This window comes from Nitrospina sp. 32_T5, assembly GCF_052156635.1.
Classification (GTDB): domain Bacteria; phylum Nitrospinota; class Nitrospinia; order Nitrospinales; family Nitrospinaceae; genus Nitrospina.
In genome coordinates this window covers 451,207-469,803 of record NZ_JBQKUO010000001.1, presented here as the reverse complement: position 1 = coordinate 469,803, position 18,597 = coordinate 451,207, and the positions used below count along the sequence as shown (strand labels likewise).

Here is an 18,597-nt window from a genome sequence, read left to right as displayed (position 1 = left end):
TGGGAACGTGGGGTGGAGTCCGGGTTCAGGTTAGACCTTCGCACTCGCACAACTCACGGATGTAGCTGACGAGGGAGTGGATCATGGCGTCATCGAAAGTGCTTCCCCAGGCAGGCATGCACGGGGCCCGGCCCGTGGAAAGGCCCCCATGCTTGATGGCGTGAAACAATTGCTCGTCGGAACGGCTTTCCAGGTACACCGCTTTCGTGTGGTCACGTGGCGGCACCACAACATGGCGCGCATTGATACCGTCGCCCTTGCCTTTCAGGCCGTGGCACTGCGTGCAGTAATACTGGTACGTGGCACGGGTCTCTTCCGTGACGGAATAGGAGCGGACAGTTTTGGGTGGTTCCGGTTGCATCGGTGGAGGAGGGGTCTGAGCCATCGGCGGTTTGGGCTGGGATGATTCGGTCTTGGATGCATCGTCGCCGCAGGCGGAAAGCATCAACGCAATCACCAGTGCGAGCACAAGGGGATGGATGAAATGCCCACGCCTGGATCTGGAGAGCCGGTCACGCATCCTCATTCACCCTTCCTGTGAGACAAAACGTAGCGCGTCATCAGTTTCAATTGGATTTCGTCAAAATCATAAACCGGCATGCGGCTTTTCTCAGTGAATTGTCTGGGGTTTTTCAGCCAGCGGTACACCCACCCGGGTTGCAGGCGGTTCCCTGCATTGATGAGCGACGGACCCGACACTCCCCCGCGCGGCTGCCGGGCCAGATTGTAGCTTTCGTGGCAGGCGATGCAGCTGTGGTCCCGTTCGAACAGCATCTTGGCGCGCACCCGCTCACCGCGCGCCAGCGGCTGGAAATCGAGCGACAACGGTTCCAGTCCCTCCAGCTTCTGCGCCATAAGCAATGAGGCCAGCGATTCCGCCTCCTGTTTGCTGACCGACATGTGCGGTCCTTTGAATTCCGGTTCGCCTTTCAGAAACCCCGGGTCGCGAGGATGCCCCATCTTACGGACGATCCCTGGATTTTGCAGGTATTCGATCAGCCACGTATGTTGGTATTTGTCCCCGGCGTAAAACAGGTCGGGTGCGGGGTGAGATTCCGCGGGCTCGTCCGCCGAAAGTCGATGACAAGTGCCGCACCGTTTCTGTTCGAACAAAGCTTCATCGGCGAACGCAGGGACGGGGGTGGTGAGCAGAAAAAAGATCGCTCCCATCCAGTACAACATATTGGTCTGCCAGGGGTGTCGGTGCATGATTTTCACTCGATCGGCGGCGGTATGGTGCGCAGTGGATTGGATTCCGGTTCGGGCGTGAACTCCGGCGTCGGCTCCGAGCCGAAAGGGAAGATGGGGAACGATTCCGCCGGCGGCGTCACTTCCTCCACCGCTTCCGGTCCCGGACCGGGGGGCGGGGTCTTCATGTCTTCCGGTGGCTGCATGCGTTCTTCGGATTTGACGCGGTTCTCGTTCAGGTCGTAATACAGCACCAGGTCTTCATCCCCTGCGGGCTTTCCGAATTTTTTCTCATTCAGTTCATGACGGCTGTCGAAGGGATACACCTCGCGTACCAGCAGGCGTCCCAGCCCGCGCGATTTGAGGTCGGTGTAATACCAGCCGCGGTACCGTTCAGTCATGCCATTGAGTGAGTCGAGAAGTTTTTTGTCGAGGAAACTCGCATCGGGCACCGCGGTTTGAAGCGTCCGGCCTTTCGGGGTGACGGTCTGCTTGATTTGAAACTCCGGCAGGAGGCGATTTTCTTTTTTCAAGGCCTGTATGAACCGGTTTGCGTCTTCCACCCTGTGCAGTTGCGGCTCACCCAGCCCGGTTGCGACGGAGTTCTGGTGGCAGGATTCGCATTTGCGCGCGCTTGATCGGATGGTGTGCGGCGTGTGCTTCGTCCACACCAGGCCCGGTTTGCCGTCGGTGGTGATGGGCACCTCCGCCTCATTGCGCTGGTCGCCCTTCTCAACAAGGTCGGTGACAAAATACTGGTAACGCGGTTGCACGACGATCACCTTTCCGCGGCGGTCGGTTCCCAGCATGGGTTCGCTCCAGCCGGACTCGGTGACGAGGTTCACCCACACCCCTTCCTTCCACGTGCCTTCAATGCCTTTCGGCGTTTGCCGGGCCCTTGTCCAGTCGAGCATTCCGGGATCGGTGGAGGTTTCCTGCGGTTCTTCGCCTGCTCCTGTTTTGAAATCCGGCGTGGTGAAGCGTTGTTGCAGAACCGGGTCGGCAAAGTTCCATTCGTTCCACTTGCCCGGCTCCAGTTTTGGTTCGCGGATGGCATGCAGGCCCCACTCGTTTGCAGACCAGCGCGCGTGGCAGGCGGCGCACTCGACCTGGGTCAGGTGTTCGGTGACGCGGTGCGCCAGCGGAACGGATTTCAATTCGTCGAGGACCGGGATGACGTGTTTCTTGCCGGTGACCTTGGAGAACAGCACCCATTTGCCGTCCTCCTGCTTTATGTGCGGCAGGGGATTCCCCTGTCCATCCAGCATCACCACGTCGCCCATCTCGACCTTGGTCATGAGGTTGGGATTCAGCTGGTTCGACTTTAAGAGTTGCTGCGCCTTTTCATCCGCTTCCACCAGTTTGTATCCTTCCGGCGGTTTGTGATGCACGCCGTGGCAGGTCTGGCAACGGATGGTGACAGCGCTGTGCATGGTCGGATTCGTCGTGGCATCGGCTTTCAGGTCGCCCGCACCGTGGCAGTCGATGCAGTGCATGCCTTTTTCGCGATGGATGTCGGGAATCAGGAACTCATGCTGGCGGCCGTACAGGACGGGTTGATCGGCCAGCACGTCGGCATGCGATGTTTTCGGCCGCGCGGGTTTGCCGAACAGGCCTTCAAATTCGTTGCCGACGCCGTTGTTGTTGTGGCAGTGCTCACATTGCACGCTGGGCACGGCGACGGTGAACTTGTGCACCAGGGGGTAACCCCGCCGGTTTTCGAGTGGCGTCGATCCGTACCGGTAGGCAAACCGCGAACCTTTTTTGCGGATGTCTTTCTTCTGCACTTTCTGGATGGCGCGGTCGCGGCTCAAAGTCACGCCGTCGTTGGTGTAGATCATGTGGCAGGCGGCACACCCCGTGGCGCGGTAATCCCCCGCGCGATGCGGCGCGGGCGACTGCAAATGACAGCGCATGCATTTTTTCTTGAGAAAGTCGTCGGCGCGGTGACCCGTGTCTTCAAACGTCCACGGCTTGGGCTCTTTGCCGCCGCCTTTGGAGTCGTTGAACGGTGAATGGCCCCAGGCATAGCGTGTGGTTTCCACCAGGCCCCGCGGATTCGCCATGATGGATTTGTTTACCTGTTCGACCTGTTCCGCGTGGCACTTGCCGCAGGCATTGGGCGCGTGTTCGAGGGAGGATGGATTCGGGATCATGCCCGTGTGTGCCTGCTCCGGCGTCTGGCCGCGTTCGTTTCCGTTGTGGCAGGTGGTGCAGTCGAAGCGGTGGTTCTCGCTGATCTCCTCAATACCCCGGTGGCAGGTGAGGCATCCCCCCTCGATGTTGACGAGGTCGATCCGGCCGAACACGTCGCGCAGGCGGAAGTTGGAGTCGCGGTAAAAGTTTTCAATGAATCCGTTACTCTCCGCGTAGGAGTTGAAGCGGATGCCGTCCAGCGTGGTTCCCGGTTTCAACACCTCCTGCGACGATTCGCGCTTGTTTCGGATAAGAAAAAACGGGTCACGGAAATCGTCGGCGGAGAGCGGGACGTCCGAGGAAAAGGGTGGGATGAGCACCATCTTCTTTTCAAACGTGACCGTGGGTTCCGGCTCCGCGCTGTGCGTTTCCGGTTCGGCGGTTTCGGTTTTGGGTTTGCCAAAAAACGGTTGCGGCTCGGGTTGCGGTTCCGGCTGGGTTTCCGGTTGTGTGGCAAAGGGATTCCACGGCGTTGCCTCCTCCGGTGAGAACGGTTCGCTGGAGGGGGGTGGTGACGGCGTTTGGGTCGGTTCCTGCGGCGGGGATTTCTTTTCCTGTTCCGGAGCTTTTTCCGTCGGGCCGAACAGGTGTCCGCCGGGCACAGCAGGAGAAAACCCGAGGTCCGGTTCCTCTTTCTTTTCTTCGGACGGTTCTGTGCCGAAAGGCGAAACCATCTGGGCCTGCAGGTTCGGGATCAGCAGGAAGGCGGGCAGGGCCAGGAAGGCGGCGATCCAGACTGTTCGTTTGAAAAAAGTCATATCGGTTTCAGCGTTGGTTCAGAATCCGGTCACGCAGTCGGCGGTGCTGGATCTTTTTCTCAAATTCATAACTTTTTCCCAAGTTCCGGTAAACCGGATCATCATACGCATCGTGACAGGGAATGCAATTGCCCACGCGCAGAGTACGGAGGATCTCCGACTGGTTTAGCGGCCGGGCGTTGGGCTGGCCCGTCCCTGCTACCGGTTCCCCGCGTATGGTCACGGCGGCAGAGGGTCCCAAATGACTCTTCAACGTCTTCAGATCCGTCAGCACAAGAAAATTGTATGCGTCGTCCTCGCCAGAGGAGTCGCCCTGGATTTTCAGTTCGCCTTCGCCCAGGCCGAGAGACTCCGGCGACAGGTGACAGCTTGCGCAGGAACGCACGGATTTCGTTACCGAATGCGGCTGGGCGGCGTACATCAGAGTGGACCCAGAGTATCCCAGTGGATTCGTGAATTGCCACTCATTATATTCGCCTTCCTTATCTCCTTCCTCATTGATGACGGGAAGGGGATGCCCCTGTCCGTCGAGCACGGTGAGCGAATGAAGTGGTTGATCCATTACGGGTGCGATCTTGCCGCGAGGCCCTTTCATGAGCCGGGGCCTGGTCCAGCCGGTGGGATGGGACGGACCCGATCCCCATGGGTTCTTTCCTTTTTCATAGGCCGCCTGATCGTAGGTGATATGGCATCCCTGGCACTGCGGCACCCATGAGGCGTGGCAGGTGGTGCACTCCAGCTTTCCCTCATGTCCCGGCAGGGTGTGGGCACTTCGTTGCCACGCCGCCTGCGGAATGGGAATCTGCTTGCCGGCGCGTTTGCTGAAAAAGACGAAACGCTTGCCGATTTTTTTCACGTTCGTCATTTTATTGCCGCGAGCGGTGAGCACCATCTCGTCGCCGACCTGGTTTTGGAATCCTTTGTAATGCCGGCTCAGGCGCAGGGCGGGGTCGTTTTCGGATTCGATTATTGCGGTCTCCGGATGGGCCGACTCCGTGCCGTGGCAGGTGGTGCACCGGATTTCCACAGCCTGGTGCTGGCGCGAATATATGTTGCCGTCGCCCATCACATCGAACGCCGTATGGCAATCGATGCATTCCATGCCTGCCTTACGGTGGACGTCTTCCACCGGCTGACCGGTTCCAGCGAAACGGAAATGCCGACGCTGGCCATCGAATCCGGTTTGGGAAGCCAAAGGCGCGCCTTTTTCAAACTGCCGGTGGCACTGCGTGCACACCTGGTCCGCAGGCAATACGGTCATCGCGTGCGAGGCCGGATGGCCCGGTTCGTCCTTCGGGATGGTGGGATCGTCACCCGCATACAACCCGGTTTCGTTATAACGGGAATGGCAGGCGGCGCAACCCTGCGAGCGGAACACGCCTTCCGGGGCCGGGGCATCCAGGTGACACGAAAAACACCGGTCGCGCAGAAGCAGGTCGGCAAAGTGGTTGGACAACAGCACCGCGTCGCCGGTTTCCTCGGTCGGAGGGTTGCGGCGCACGGTTTTTTTGTCGAAGTAGGGCAGGCGGGACAGTTTTTCCACCGCGCCCTGCTCGAGGGGCGTGTTGCCGTCTTCATCTTCCACGGCATAGATGCCGAACTTCGCCTCCTTGCCTGTTTGCCCCGACCATTGAAAGCGCAGGCCGGCGATCATCCCGGCCAGTGTGCCCATCGGCGATTTTCTAACATGATCCGCCCAGTTGCGGCTCTCGTCGGCAAACCCCGAGTGGCACTGTGCCTGGCCGCAACTCAGGTGCACCACCTTGAGGGAGGAGGGGTTGCGTTTTCCCGTGCCCGCCTCCGGATCATATACGAGCGTGGCGTGTGCGTCCTCTTTTGTGGTGGCTGTGGCATCGCCACCATGACACGCGGTGCAACCGAGTTTGAGCGGATGCGACCGGCTGGCCGGCTCAATGCCGTTGTGGCAATGCAGGCAGGTTTCCTGGTCCGGTGCGATGGATTGCATGGGGTTCCATGCTACCGGTTTCGCGTCCGGGGTGTTGGAAGCGGTACCGCTGGGTACGGGCAGGATCGCAGCGGTCAAGGCCATGGCCGCAATCCAGATCCAGTTGCGAATGGCAGTCACCAGCGTCCCCGTTTATGAAGGTGGCGCCGGACGGAGGGATGGCGAAGGACAGGCTTTTCTTTCAGAAAGGGGGGGAACCGATTCATACGTATTCAATCTCCACATTGTCGAGATACCGCGCCATGCGTTCCAATACCGGCTTGATTTTTTCCGGTTCGCTGTCGGCGGCGGTTTCCAGCGTCTCCCCCAGAAAACTCAACTCCTCGAAACCGTAACTGGCGCCCGAACCCTTGAGCATGTGTGCCAGGTTTTTCAAGGTGGCGAAGTCGTTCCGCTCCAGGGATGCCCGCATTCGTTCCACATCCTGCCGACGGTCGTCAAGGTAGCCGGGGATGAGGGGGCTCAATTCTTTGGGAATGAGGATCGGGATTTTCTCCGGGGACGGGTTGGGCTGGTTCATGAACTCACTTCCAAAACGTTGAAACACTTATCCTAATGAATTTCACGCGGAGTTTTCAACTGGTTCCACGGGAAAAAACTCAATTCCATTGCAATACGGCCAGCGTGTGCGCGGCAAGGGGATACAGGCTGTCTGCCGGATGCAAGGTTTGCAGACGGTTTTCAATGGTTTCGGTATCGAGAAGCACCTCCCAGTTGCCGGCGGGGGGCAGGGAAGGCAGAATCCACGGGCACTCCTCCAGGCCCGCGTTCAAGAGGAGCAGGATGGAGCCCCGTGCCAGGAGCGTTTGATTCACATCGGGACAGGTCAAAAGGCAGGCGAGAGTCAGTGCTTCCGGGTCGTGCCAGTCCGTTTCTTCCATTTCCGTACCATCCGGTTTCAGCCACGTGACGTCTTTGAGTCCCGATTCAGGATCGGTTTCTCCGGTCAAAAACCGGTCCCGCTGGAATATGGGAGAGGACTTACGAAGATGGATGAGTTTTCGGATGAATTCAAGAAACTCCTGTCTTCCGTGGTCGAGATGCCAGTCATACCAGCTGGTGCTGTTGTCCTGGCAATAGGCATTGTTGTTCCCGCGCTGGGTGCGGCGCAATTCGTCGCCCCCGGAAATCATGGGTGTGCCGAGCGAGAGCAGGAGGGTGGCCATCAGGTTTTTCATGTGGCGCGTGCGCCGTTTCAGGATTTCGGGTTTCCGGGTGGCGCCTTCGATACCGTGGTTGCAACTGGCGTTGTCGTTGTTGCCGTCCCGGTTGTGTTCGCCGTTGGCCTCGTTGTGTTTGCGCTGGTAGCTGACCAGGTCCTGAAGCGTGAAGCCGTCATGGCAGGTGATGTAATTGACGGAGCTTCGCGGAGAACGATTCTGCGGCTGGTAGAAATCGCCGCTTCCCGAGAGTCGCCGCGCCATGAGTCCCACGTGGTCCGGTGCGCCCAGCCAGAACCGGCGTACCGTCTGCCGGTACTGGTCGTTCCACTCCGACCAGCCGTCGGGGAATCCCGCCACCTGGTAGCCTTCGTGACCCAGGTCCCACGGCTCGGCAATGAGCTTGACCCGCGAGAGCACCGGGTCGGCTTGCACCGCCTGGAAGAACGCCGCATCGGTGGAGAAGCCGTTTTCGTCCCGGCCCAGCACCGCCCCGAGGTCGAAACGGAAGCCATCGACGTGCATGTCGGTTACCCAGTAACGCAGGCTGTCGAGGGCGAGCTGGCGTACCTGTGCGTGAGAGAAGTTCATCGTGTTGCCGCAGCCGGTGATGTTTTCGTACAGCGCTGGATTTTCGGGATCGAGCCGGTAGTAGGTGCGGTTGTCGATACCGCGGAAACAGAGCGTGGGGCCGCGGGCATCGCCTTCCACGGTGTGGTTGTACACCACGTCGAGGATCACCTCCAGCCCGGCTTCATGCAGGCTCCGCACCATCTCCCTGAACTCGCGGATGGGGTCGCCGGTGGCGGCGAGACGCAGGTCCGGTGCGAAGAACAGGAGCGTGTTGTAGTTCCAGTAATTGGTGAGCTGGCTTTGGACCAGGCGCTGCTCCTCTGCACCCTGGTGAATGGGTAACAGTTCGACGGCGGTGACGCCGAGGGATTTGAGGTGTGCGATGGCGGGCTCGCTGGCCAGGCCGGCGAAAGTGCCGCGCAGACCGGGAGGGATGTCCGGATGCTGGCGGGTGAAACCTTTGACGTGGGTTTCGTAGAGGATGGTCTCCGCCCACGAGGTGGCAGGCGGTTTGTCTCCCTGCCAGTCGAACTCCGGATTCACCAACCGGCAGAGCGGCGCACAATCGGCGTTGTCTGCCCCGTCCGGCCGGGTCCTGGATTCGGACCCTCCCTCCAGGTCGGGGGGCAGGCTGTGCCAGCGGCGGTTCCATCCGGGCCTGCGCCCCAACAGGCGACCATAAGGGTCGGCCAGGACCTTGGAGGGATTGAACCGGTGTCCCTGCTCCGGTGCGTAGGGACCGAACACCCTAAAGCCGTACAGGCAACCGGGTTTGAGATCCGGCACCCAACGGGTCCAGAGGTGATCCGCCCCTCGCTCCATTTGCAGACGGCGGGTTTCGGGCCCCTTGTCCGATTCAAACAGGCATAGTTCAACCTGCGTTGCATTCTCCGAATATATGGAGAAGCGGACCCCATCCGCGGAAATCACGGTTCCCTGTACAGGCCGCGTGTGGGGTGAACCGGTCATGGTGCGCTCCCGCCGGGGATTCCGCGAAGGCGGCCCCCCGGCATCCGTCAACGGGAAGGCTTATCGCAATCCCGTCAGTACACCGGATTGTGGAAATAATACAACGCGTCGTCCCCCGGCACGATGGTGTAGTCCGGCAGGCTGGAACAGTGTTCATGCGTGATTTTCCACTGTCCGCTGTTCTTGTTGAATACGTAGGTACAGACGCTGTGCTGGCGTTCGTCCGTGCTGAGCCGGGAAGTGACGCTGATCAGCTCGTCCACCAGCAGGAAACCGACCTTTTCGCCGGCGTTGCCAGCCAGCACGGTGCGGTTCTGTTCGCATTTCAGACCCTGCAGTTCCGAAATCATGACTTCGTAATCCTTGATCCGGTTTTCGGGCAGGATGCGCTTGTCATCGTTGATGATGACCATGTCCGCCGAATAGAAATTGAATATCTGCCGGGGCTGGGTGCACACCACCTGGTCCACCTTTTTGAGCACGTTGGTCAACGCATCGGTATCCGCCGCGAACGCCTGGCCGGCGTTCACGATCCAGAATACCCCGGTTACGAGCAGGGGAAGAAGGCGATTATATCGTTTCATGAGAAATGTCTCCCAAGTAGTCACTTTTTAAATTTATGAATGAATTGGATTCGTTATTCCGCGTTCCGCAATCCGTTTTCGATTGCGGTGGGCGTCACGGGAAGTTTTGGAAGTAGATGTTGACCTCTTCCCCCTCATATCCCCAGCCGAAGCTGCCGCGGCCTGCAAGAGTGGTGATGATGCCGTTGGTGTCCACCTTGCGGATGCGGTTGTTGCCCATGTCGGTGATGTACAGGTTTCCCTTGGAATCAAAAGCGATGCATGCCGGTTGCTTGAGCATGGCTTCCGTCGCCTTTCCACCGTCGCCAAACAATCCCTGGACTCCCGCCCGCCCGGCAACCCGTTCGACTTTTCCATCGCGGGTTATCTTGCGGACCGTGTGGTTTCCGGTTTCGACCACATGCAATTCACCGGAAGGGCTGAAGACGATGTCGCCAATCGACTTGAACCCGGCTTCCAGCGCCGGACCGCCGTCGCCACTGTACTCGTGGTTGCCGTTGCCGGCGTAAGTGGTGACGATGCCGTTCTTATCGATCTTTCGGATCACGTTGTTGGCGGTGTCTCCGATGTAGAGGTTGCCTTCCTTGTCCATGGTCAGGGACTGCGGGTCCCGGAAGGACGCATGCTTGGCAGGTCCGTTATCACCCGTGTAATCGGAGTTCCCGTTACCGGCGATGGTGATGATTTTGCCTTCGGGTGTCACCTTGCGGATCTGGTGATTGATGCGGTCGGAAACGTACAGGTTTCCTTCCTTGTCAAACGCCAGACCGGAGAACTGCGTAATGATGGTGATCTCCGAATGCGACGACCGGCCAGTGTAGCCCGCCTGCATGACGGCCTTTTGGTAGTCCTGGTCGCCGGTGGAAATCAGAAGGCTGATGATTCCGTTGTTGTCAACTTTGCGGATGAGGCTGACGAATCCGCTGGGACTTAAGAAGAAGATTTCATCCTTATGGTTCAGCTCCAGGATGGTGGGGAATACCGATGCTTCCAGCGCGGGACCGTTGTCACCGATGTTGCCTCGGATGCCGTTGCCCACGATGGTGGAAATGACGCCTTCCGGATCCACCTGGCGGATCCGGTAATGGCCCTTGTCCGCGAATATGACATTGTCGTGCTTGTCCACCACGATGCCATGCGGAAACTCCAGATTGGCGCCGGTGGCGGGGCCGTTGTCCCCTGCGAAGTTCTTCACACCGTTGCCGGCGATGGTCTCCACGCGGCTTCCCTTCTGGTACATCTTGCGGATGCGGTAATGCGACCGGTCCACCACCAGCAGATCGCCGTTGTTATCAAGCGTGAGGGCAAAAGGCAGATGCAGGTTGGTTTCACGCGCCACTTCCGCGTCGCCGTTGTAATCCTGCTGTCCCGTGCCCATGACGGTGCGGATCATGCCCAGCGTGTTGATTTTGCGGATGCGGTTGTTGTTGCGGTCGGCAACGTAAACGTTTCCTTCATCGTCAACGGCCACGTCCGTCGGACCTGCAATGCTCGCCCGATAGGCGGGGCCGTTGTCCCCGATGAAGAAAAAGCCGCCGTCGCCCCCGATGGTGCTCATCAGGCCGGAGTCCGCGTCCACCTTGCGGACGCGGTTGTTGCCACGGTCGGCAATGTACAGGTTGCCTTGCTTGTCCACCGCCAGCCCGAAGGGTTTGTCCAGGTTGGTGCGGAGGGCAGGCATGTTGTCGCCATTGTAACCTTCGTTGCCCGTTCCGGCGTAGGTGGTGATGGTGCCGTTGCGATCCACCTTGCGGATGACGTTGTTGGACCGGTCGGAGATGAACAGGTTGCCGTTGTGGTCCACCGCCATGTCCGAAGGCAGGTTCAGAGCCGCCTTGGTGGCCGGTCCGTTGTCGCCGCTGTAACCCGCTTCCCCGGTACCGGCGAAGGTGGTGATGATGCCGTTTGCGTCCACCTTGCGCACGACGTGGTTTTCGCGGTCGGCGATGTACAGGTTGCCTTCCTTGTCGAAGGTGAGACCCGCCGGAACTTTCAGCGTTGCCGCCGTGGCCGGGCCGCCGTCGCCGCTGTAGCCGGATACGCCGGTTCCCACCACGTTGGTGAGAGTTCCATTTTGATCGATCTTGCTCACGATGTTGTGTGAGCGGCGGGAGATATAAACATCCCCGTTGGGTGCCACCGCGATTCCATCAACCAGCGAAATGGAAACGTTGGTGGCCTTCCGGGGCTTGCCGATTTTCGCCTCTCCCGCAGGAGGTATCAGAAAAACGGCTGCCAGCATACACAGGCCGGCATAAAAGGCGGTTCGGAGTGTTGGTGTCATGCAAAACCTCGTTTTGAAATTACGGACCCGAGGGGGTCCTTCTTTTTGAGTAATGACCCAGAGTATCACTTTCCCGGCGCCGGAGGGCACCCCTCAAATTCCTGTTTGGCTGACCGGTGAATGTTGCACCGGATCAAGAGATTCTCAAGATTAAAATGCCCGTCAGTTTTCTGGGGAGTGGCCCCCAATCAACCCGGGCGCAAATCCTGTAACTCTCTTGAATATTGGAATTTTAACGGATTATACGGAGCCGCCCCCTGATGTCAACGGAATTTGTGGGTTTTGCGCAGGGTGGGTCGGTGCAATCCTCACTGCGGATCAAAAGTTGTGGAAAGCATGGGATCGGTTCGGGAAAAATGATATGATGGATTTCACGCGAAACGAGGCATCCCGTATGGTTATTTAAGGTAGGAAGAAAGCTTAGCGTATTATGAAAGTACTTCTTATATTTCCACCGGACTGGCTTCCCTCGGAGCCGTACCTCAGCCTGCCCGCCCTGACATCCGTCCTGCGCCCGGCCGGGCACGAGGTGATCCAACGCGACATCAATGTGGACATGTACGACCTCATGTTCAGCGAACGGTTCCTGCGACACGTGCAGAACCGCATCGATTTTGAGCTCCGTCACCTGCAGGTGGTGGCCGACCAGCGCGGCCTGGACCAAGAGGAAGGGGAACTTCGCCGGCAATTGGAGGTGTGGGACGAATCCAGCCTGCAGGCCCTCATTCGCGACGTGACCGAGGCCAAGCGTATTCTTCGGTGTGAGGATTTTTACGACATCGACAAGCTGGAATGGGCAACCCATATCCTGCATACGACGATGGCCTATATCAGCCTCGGCTATTATCCCGCCCAGATTTGTTTTCCCCCCATTGAAACGGAACTGGTTTACAAGCCGTTCATGTCGTCGGAAATCCTGGAGGCATTGGATGACACTCAAATCAACGTATACCGGGATGTGTACCGATTCTTACTGGCAGATGTCATCGAGCAGGAAAAACCCGATGTTGTGGGCATCTCCATTGTCCAGCAGAAGCAACTCATCTCCACGTTTACGTTCGCAAAGCTGATCAAGGAGCAGGCCCCCAGCACGCACATCACCATCGGCGGCAACATCGTCACCCGGCTGCGCGACGCGCTCATGGAAAAAGGCGACCTGTTCCAGTTCGTGGATACGGCGGTGCTGTATGAAGGAGAAAGCGCGTTCCTGAAACTGGTCGATGCGCTGGACGCGGGCGAAACCGATCTCACCCACCTGCCCAACCTCATCTGCCGTACCGAACACGGCCTGCAGAAAAACAAGGATGTGTTTGCCGAGGACATGGACAAGTTGCCTCCGCCGGATTTCGACGGCCTGCCGCTGGAGAAATACTTCGTGCCGCGACTCATCCTGCCGTACCTGGCCACACGCGGCTGTTACTGGGGCAAGTGCACTTTCTGCGATCACTTCCAGGGGTACGTCGAAGGTTATCGCACCAAGCAGATCGGCCAGATCACCGAGGAGATCCGATTCCTCCAGAACAAATACGGCAACCGGTATTTCCATTTCACCGACGAATCGTACCCGCCGGCCCTGTTCCGCAAGCTGTCGAGGTCTCTGATCGACAATAAGATCGACATTGCATGGACGACGCACATGCGCTTCGAGGAAACCCTGCTGGATGAGGAGGTGTGGCGGGTTGCGGCGGAATCCGGGTGCCGCTATCTGCATTTCGGTTACGAGTCCGGCAACAAGCGGGTCCTCGACCTCATGGACAAGGCGACGAAGCTGGATGCCATCCGCACCAACCTGCGCATGTCGTCGAAGTTCGGCATCTGGAACCACATCATGGGCTTTTTCGGCTTTCCGGGAGAAAAACCTGAAGAGGCGGAGGACAGCAAACGCTTCTGCCATGAAAACCGTGAGCACATTCACTCCCTGGGATTCATGACTTTCGTTCTCGGCCGTTTCAGTCCGGTGGCCATGGAGCCGGAAAAGTACGGCCTGACGGCGTACAAGAATCCTGAATGGGATCTGGCTCTCGATTATTATTTCACTGTCGATGAGGGATTGAGCATCCAGGAGGCGCTGGAAGTGTTCGACGAGTTTGAACGTGACCACGATCCCAAATGGGATCTCCGTACGGCGGTGCGCGAATACATCTTTTTGTACGTGGATCGCTTCGGGACCAACGAACTCACGCAACTGCACGTCCGCCCCGACCAGCGTCCCGCCGTTTACAACAACCCCGTCGGCATGGTATAGAACGGAACCTCACCGGGATCACCAACAACGTTCTCTATTGAAAGAGGAAAGCGAGGGCACATGAGACACTGGATTTGTGCGGTTTTGTTTCTGGGAATGGTGGGTTGCGCCACGGCGCCGGTCAACCCGGAAGACGTGGACAACTCGATGGGAGAGGCGCGGAAGGTCAATAAAAAGTACGGTACCGGATGCCTCTCCATGGGCTGGCCGGAAGGATCGATTTCCTACATCAACTGCGTGCTCAATTTTTACCAGCAGGAAAAGACGGATGTGGAGGACAGGCGTCCCGTTCTGGTGGAAGCGTTGAAGCGCGTCACGCAGAAAGACGACTGAGCGCAGTTCAGAAATAGAGTGTGGAACCCGGCCCCCGCAAGCCGGGTTCCATACGGTTTTTCCGATCCTGCATGGGGGGGCCGTTCGCGAACGAGTGTCTGCCCGGTTGTTTGATTCCTCCCCCGGCCGTGTGCTAAACTCCCCTTGCTCCCACCGGATTGAATCCTTCGTGGCAGTACCTGCATCCTAAATGAAACAACTCTTTTGCAAGGTTTCCAAATGAATATCCCCTTCACCAAAATGAGTGGAAGCGGCAACGACTTTGTCATTATAGACAACCGCGACGGCGTGGTGGCGGATACCATCAAGCGCGATTTTGTGGAAAAGGTCTGCCGCGTGAAGGACTCCGTCGGCGCCGACGGGGTGATTTTCATCGAAAACACCGACCGCGCCGACTACAAGTGGGATTTCTACAACAGCGATGGCTCGTCCGCGGAGATGTGCGGCAATGGCGGCCGCTGTGTGGCGCGTTACGCGTTTGAGAAAGGCATCGCCCCGAAGTCCCATACGTTCGAAACCGTGGCGGGCATCATCAGCGCGCAGGTCAACAGCCCGCTTGTGAAAGTGAAATTGACCCCGCCGGAGCATTTGCAGGAGGGGCTCGACATCGAATTCGAAGGGGTCCACTACAAGGTGGACAGCGTCAACACCGGGGTTCCGCACGCCATCGTCTTCTCCGAGGACGTGGAGAAGGAAGACGTGACCACCGTCGGCCGGAACATCCGGTACCACACCGTGTTCGCCCCGGCAGGCACCAACGTCGACCTGGTGCAGAGGCAGAACGGCGGGCTCAAGGTCCGCACCTACGAGCGTGGGGTCGAGGGGGAAACGCTCGCCTGCGGTACCGGCGTGGTGGCCTCCGCCCTCATCGCATCCAAGCGGTTCGAGATCCCGTCTCCCGTAGAGGTCGAGACACGCGGGGGAGAAGTGTTGAAAGTGCATATCGAGCCCAATGACAACAGTTTGCCCACGGTGTTCCTGGAAGGCCTGACCAAGCTGACGTTCGAAGGAACCATCGTCGAACTCTGATCCAACCTCAACCCTACGGAATCCAACATGTTTGAAGGCTCCCTCGTTGCCATCGTCACGCCGTTCAAAAACGGCAGGGTGGATGAGCAGGCATTTGAAAAACTGCTCCGGTTCCATATCGACCACGGAACCCAGGGCGTGGTGCCCTGCGGCACCACCGGTGAATCCGCCACCCTGACCCACGAAGAACACCACCAGGTGATCCGGCAGGCGGTCGAGGTGTGCAAGGGCAAAATCCCGGTGCTGGCGGGAACCGGTTCCAACTCCACCGCCGAGGCGATCGAACTCACCCGGCACGCCGAGAAGATCGGCGCCGACGGATCGCTCCTCATCACGCCTTATTACAACAAGCCGTCGCAGGAAGGGCTGTACCAGCATTTCACCGCTGTGGCGAAAGAGACGAGCCTGCCGATCATTCTGTACAACGTGCCGGGGCGCACCTCCGTCAACATGCTTCCCCCGACGGTGGAGCGGCTGGCGAAGGAACATAAAAATATCGTAGGCATCAAGGAGGCCTCCGGCGACCTGATGCAGATCAGCGAAGTGGTGGAGCGTTGCGGCGATGATTTCGTTGTGCTGTCCGGTGACGACGGTCTGCTGTGGCCGATCCTCGCGGTCGGCGGCAAGGGCGTGATTTCCGTCACCGCCAATGTGGTGCCGGAAAAAATGGCGGCGCTCTGCAAAAGTTCCGCCGACGCGGACATGAAAACCGCGCGGCAACTGCACTACGAACTCATGGCGCTCAACGACGCCCTGTTCATGGACACCAACCCGGTGCCGGTGAAGGCGGCCCTGTGGCTGATGGGCATGATCTCGGATGAGCTGCGCCCGCCTTTGGCGAAGCTGTCCAGCGAGCACATGGAGCGGCTGAAAGCCACCCTGAAGCAATACTCCCTCCTTTAACAGCGCATCCCCGAACCCTCCCGGATTCCGCTTGCAAAGGCGTGGGAGGTTATTGTCCAATAGAATTGAAAACCCGAACAGGAGACATACCTTGATCAAAGTGGGTGTGGTCGGCGCCGCCGGCCGTATGGGACGCAACATCATCGCAAGTATTGAAGACACCCAGGGTGTCGAACTGGGTGGCGGCACGGAAGCGGCGGGCTCTCCGGATCTGGGCCGCGATCTGGGCGAGCTGGCCGGACTGAATAAAAAAAATGTCGCTTTGACCAACGATGTTGCTGCACTGGCGGAGGCGTGCGATGTGATCATCGACTTCACTCTGCCGGAAGTCAGCATGGGCACGCTGAAAGCGGTGACGGCGAAAAAGAAAGCGGTGGTGTTCGGCACCACGGGGTTTTCCGCCGAGCAGAAACGCGAGATCGAACAGGCCGCCAAAAGCATCCGTTGCGTGCTTGCGCCCAACATGAGCATCGGGGTCAACGTGTTGTTCAAGATCGCCGGCGAAGTGGCGCGCGTGCTGGGCGACGCGTACGACGTGGAAATCGTCGAGGCGCACCACAAGTTCAAGAAAGACGCGCCGAGTGGTACTGCCGTACGCATCTCGGAAATCGTCGCCGAGGCGCTGGAGCGCAACCTCGATGAGGTCGGCGTGTACGGCCGGAAGGGTTTCAGCGACGGCCGCGGTGAAAAGGAAATCGGCGTGCACACCCTGAGGGCGGGCGACATCATCGGAGAACACCGCGTGCTGTTCGGCGGCATGGGGGAAACGCTGGAATTGGCCCACCGGGCGCAAAGCCGCCAGACGTTTGCGCGGGGTTCCGTGCGCGCGGCCGAGTGGGTGGTCAACCAGAAGCCGGGTTTGTACGACATGCAGGACGTACTCGGTTTGCGGGATTGATTGAAGGAAACACATCATGCCGGGCATGAACTTCAAACTGGACCGACGTGTCTTCCTGAAAGCGTTTTCGCTTTCGGCGCTGGCCGCCTTGTGGCCCAAAAAGTCCGAAGGCACGGTGCAGTTCCAGAACGACGAACGATTCCCCTCCCATTACATCCAGAACCGCGATGTTCCGGGGTTTTACATCCGCAGTGCCAACCCGTTTCCCGGTGTCAACATGAACGAATGGGCGCTGTCGGTCCGGGGACTGGTGGACAACCCCACTGCATTCCAATACGAGGACCTGTTCGGCTTCAAGATGATCAGGCAGACCTCGCGCCTCAAGTGCGTGGAATGCTGGTCGGCGAAAGCGGAATGGGAAGGCTTCCACATGAGCGAGATCATTGATAAGGTGAAGCCGAAACCGGAGGCGAAGTACGTCGCGTTTTCCTCGGCGGATTCGTATTACGAAAGCTACACCATCAACGAGTTGCTACGCGACCGGGTGCTTTTGGTCCTGCGCATGAACGGCTCGGCGCTTTCCCCCAATCACGGGTTTCCCCTGCGGCTCATTGCGCCGTTCAAGTACGGTTACAAAAACATCAAGTACATCACCGGCATCGAGTTCACCGATGACCGCAAGCGCAACTACTGGGCCGATTTCGGACCCTACTCCGTGGACGGCACCATCCAGCCGGGCATCGACCATCCCCTCGATTTCAACAAAAAGCCCCTGCCCATCAACGGCGGCGAGGTGTTTCACTTCTTCGACAAGCGACCCGATACCCGACGGAAAGGCTGATGATCCGGACACGCGGCCTGCTGGGAGTTCTGGTATGGTGTGTTGCCACTGCCTGCTCCGACAACTCCGTCGAGCAGATCGAGGTCACCGTGCCGCCGGGTGTCACCGTTCCCGAAAACATGGTTTATATTCCCGAAGGCGAGTTCGTTTTCGGCGACCCCTCCGACCCCAAAACCGCCCTCGGCAAACGTGTGAAGCTCCCCGCCTACCTCATTGACCGCTATGAAGTGACACGGGGTGAGTACAGCCGGTTCGATTCCAGTTACAGGGTGGACTCCAGTCGCGCGAAACTTCCCAGGGTACTGGTTGATTACGATCATGCCCGCGCCTTTTGTGAGTGGGCGGGAAAACGCCTGCCGACGGAACAGGAATGGGAAAAAGCGGCTCGGGGCACGGATCGCAGAAAGTGGCCGTGGCTCAATTTCCAGCCGCATCCCAACAACGGCTTTTCCGGGTTTTTACCGGAACCGGTGGACAGGCGGGACGAATGGATCAGTCCCTACGGCGTGTACGGCATGGGGCACAATGTATGGGAATGGACTTCCACGGATTACGATTACAACGGGATGCCGGGTTCGGAACAGGGCCGTTTCAAGGTGATCCGCGGCGGTCTTTTACAAAGCCACCTCAAGATCGATTTCACTCCCACCTGGCATCGAAATCACATGGACCCGGGAGCGCGCTACAATTTTCTGGGATTTCGTTGTGCTAAGGATGTTTGAAAAACGAG

15 protein-coding genes are annotated in these 18,597 nt (G+C 58.8%); 7 read left to right on the top strand and 8 right to left on the bottom strand.

Going from position 1 to position 18,597, the window contains the following annotated elements; genetic code table 11:
- Window positions 1–25: 25 nt before the first annotated feature.
- The 8 genes from ACTRW9_RS02135 to ACTRW9_RS02100 all read right to left on the bottom strand — a co-directional run bounded on the left by ACTRW9_RS02135 (window position 26) and on the right by ACTRW9_RS02100 (window position 11,678).
- Window positions 26–526: a c-type cytochrome gene (locus ACTRW9_RS02135; protein WP_442428122.1), complete on the bottom strand. Its 501-nt coding sequence runs from the start codon at window positions 524–526 to the stop codon at window positions 26–28.
- Complete coding sequence (locus ACTRW9_RS02130; protein WP_442428121.1) at window positions 523–1,209, bottom strand: c-type cytochrome; 687 nt, start codon at window positions 1,207–1,209, stop codon at window positions 523–525. Before ACTRW9_RS02130 ends, ACTRW9_RS02135 begins: the two co-directional genes overlap by 4 nt.
- 5 nt (window positions 1,210–1,214) lie before the next feature.
- The gene (locus ACTRW9_RS02125; RefSeq protein WP_442428120.1) at window positions 1,215–4,142 is read right to left on the bottom strand and encodes a hypothetical protein; all 2,928 of its coding nucleotides are present in this window, start codon (window positions 4,140–4,142) and stop codon (window positions 1,215–1,217) included.
- Between the two features lie 7 nt (window positions 4,143–4,149).
- Window positions 4,150–6,228: a hypothetical protein gene (locus ACTRW9_RS02120; RefSeq protein ID WP_442428119.1), complete on the bottom strand. Its 2,079-nt coding sequence runs from the start codon at window positions 6,226–6,228 to the stop codon at window positions 4,150–4,152.
- Window positions 6,229–6,310: 82 nt separating this feature from the next.
- Window positions 6,311–6,628: an Hpt domain-containing protein gene (locus ACTRW9_RS02115; RefSeq protein WP_442428118.1), complete on the bottom strand. Its 318-nt coding sequence runs from the start codon at window positions 6,626–6,628 to the stop codon at window positions 6,311–6,313.
- A 79-nt stretch (window positions 6,629–6,707) separates the two neighbouring features.
- Window positions 6,708–8,810: a glycogen debranching protein GlgX gene (glgX, locus tag ACTRW9_RS02110; RefSeq protein WP_442428117.1), complete on the bottom strand. Its 2,103-nt coding sequence runs from the start codon at window positions 8,808–8,810 to the stop codon at window positions 6,708–6,710.
- 74 nt (window positions 8,811–8,884) lie between these two features.
- Window positions 8,885–9,394, bottom strand: a complete 510-nt coding sequence (locus tag ACTRW9_RS02105) for a nuclear transport factor 2 family protein (protein WP_442427578.1) — start codon at window positions 9,392–9,394, stop codon at window positions 8,885–8,887.
- A gap of 94 nt (window positions 9,395–9,488) precedes the next feature.
- Complete coding sequence (locus ACTRW9_RS02100; protein WP_442428116.1) at window positions 9,489–11,678, bottom strand: NHL domain-containing protein; 2,190 nt, start codon at window positions 11,676–11,678, stop codon at window positions 9,489–9,491.
- Between the two features lie 430 nt (window positions 11,679–12,108).
- Here ACTRW9_RS02100 and ACTRW9_RS02095 point away from each other — a divergent pair, with 430 nt between their 5' ends.
- From ACTRW9_RS02095 to ACTRW9_RS02065, 7 genes are all read left to right on the top strand, one after another.
- Window positions 12,109–13,923, top strand: a complete 1,815-nt coding sequence (locus tag ACTRW9_RS02095) for a B12-binding domain-containing radical SAM protein (protein WP_442428115.1) — start codon at window positions 12,109–12,111, stop codon at window positions 13,921–13,923.
- A 60-nt stretch (window positions 13,924–13,983) separates the two neighbouring features.
- On the top strand, window positions 13,984–14,256 hold the full coding sequence (locus ACTRW9_RS02090) for a hypothetical protein (RefSeq protein ID WP_442428114.1): 273 nt from the start codon (window positions 13,984–13,986) through the stop codon (window positions 14,254–14,256).
- Window positions 14,257–14,475: 219 nt separating this feature from the next.
- On the top strand, window positions 14,476–15,285 hold the full coding sequence (gene dapF, locus ACTRW9_RS02085; RefSeq protein WP_442428113.1) for a diaminopimelate epimerase: 810 nt from the start codon (window positions 14,476–14,478) through the stop codon (window positions 15,283–15,285).
- Between the two features lie 27 nt (window positions 15,286–15,312).
- Entirely contained in the window at window positions 15,313–16,188 is an 876-nt protein-coding gene (gene dapA / locus ACTRW9_RS02080) for a 4-hydroxy-tetrahydrodipicolinate synthase (RefSeq protein WP_442428112.1), read from the top strand.
- 91 nt (window positions 16,189–16,279) lie between these two features.
- Complete coding sequence (dapB, locus tag ACTRW9_RS02075; protein WP_442428111.1) at window positions 16,280–17,086, top strand: 4-hydroxy-tetrahydrodipicolinate reductase; 807 nt, start codon at window positions 16,280–16,282, stop codon at window positions 17,084–17,086.
- A gap of 16 nt (window positions 17,087–17,102) precedes the next feature.
- Window positions 17,103–17,867 carry a molybdopterin-dependent oxidoreductase gene (locus ACTRW9_RS02070; protein WP_442428110.1) on the top strand — a complete coding sequence of 255 codons (765 nt, stop codon included), beginning with the start codon at window positions 17,103–17,105 and terminating at the stop codon, window positions 17,865–17,867.
- Window positions 17,867–18,589, top strand: coding sequence for a formylglycine-generating enzyme family protein (locus tag ACTRW9_RS02065; RefSeq protein ID WP_442428109.1), 723 nt, complete (start codon window positions 17,867–17,869; stop codon window positions 18,587–18,589). The genes ACTRW9_RS02070 and ACTRW9_RS02065 overlap by 1 nt, the downstream gene beginning before the upstream one ends.
- Window positions 18,590–18,597: the final 8 nt, after the last annotated feature.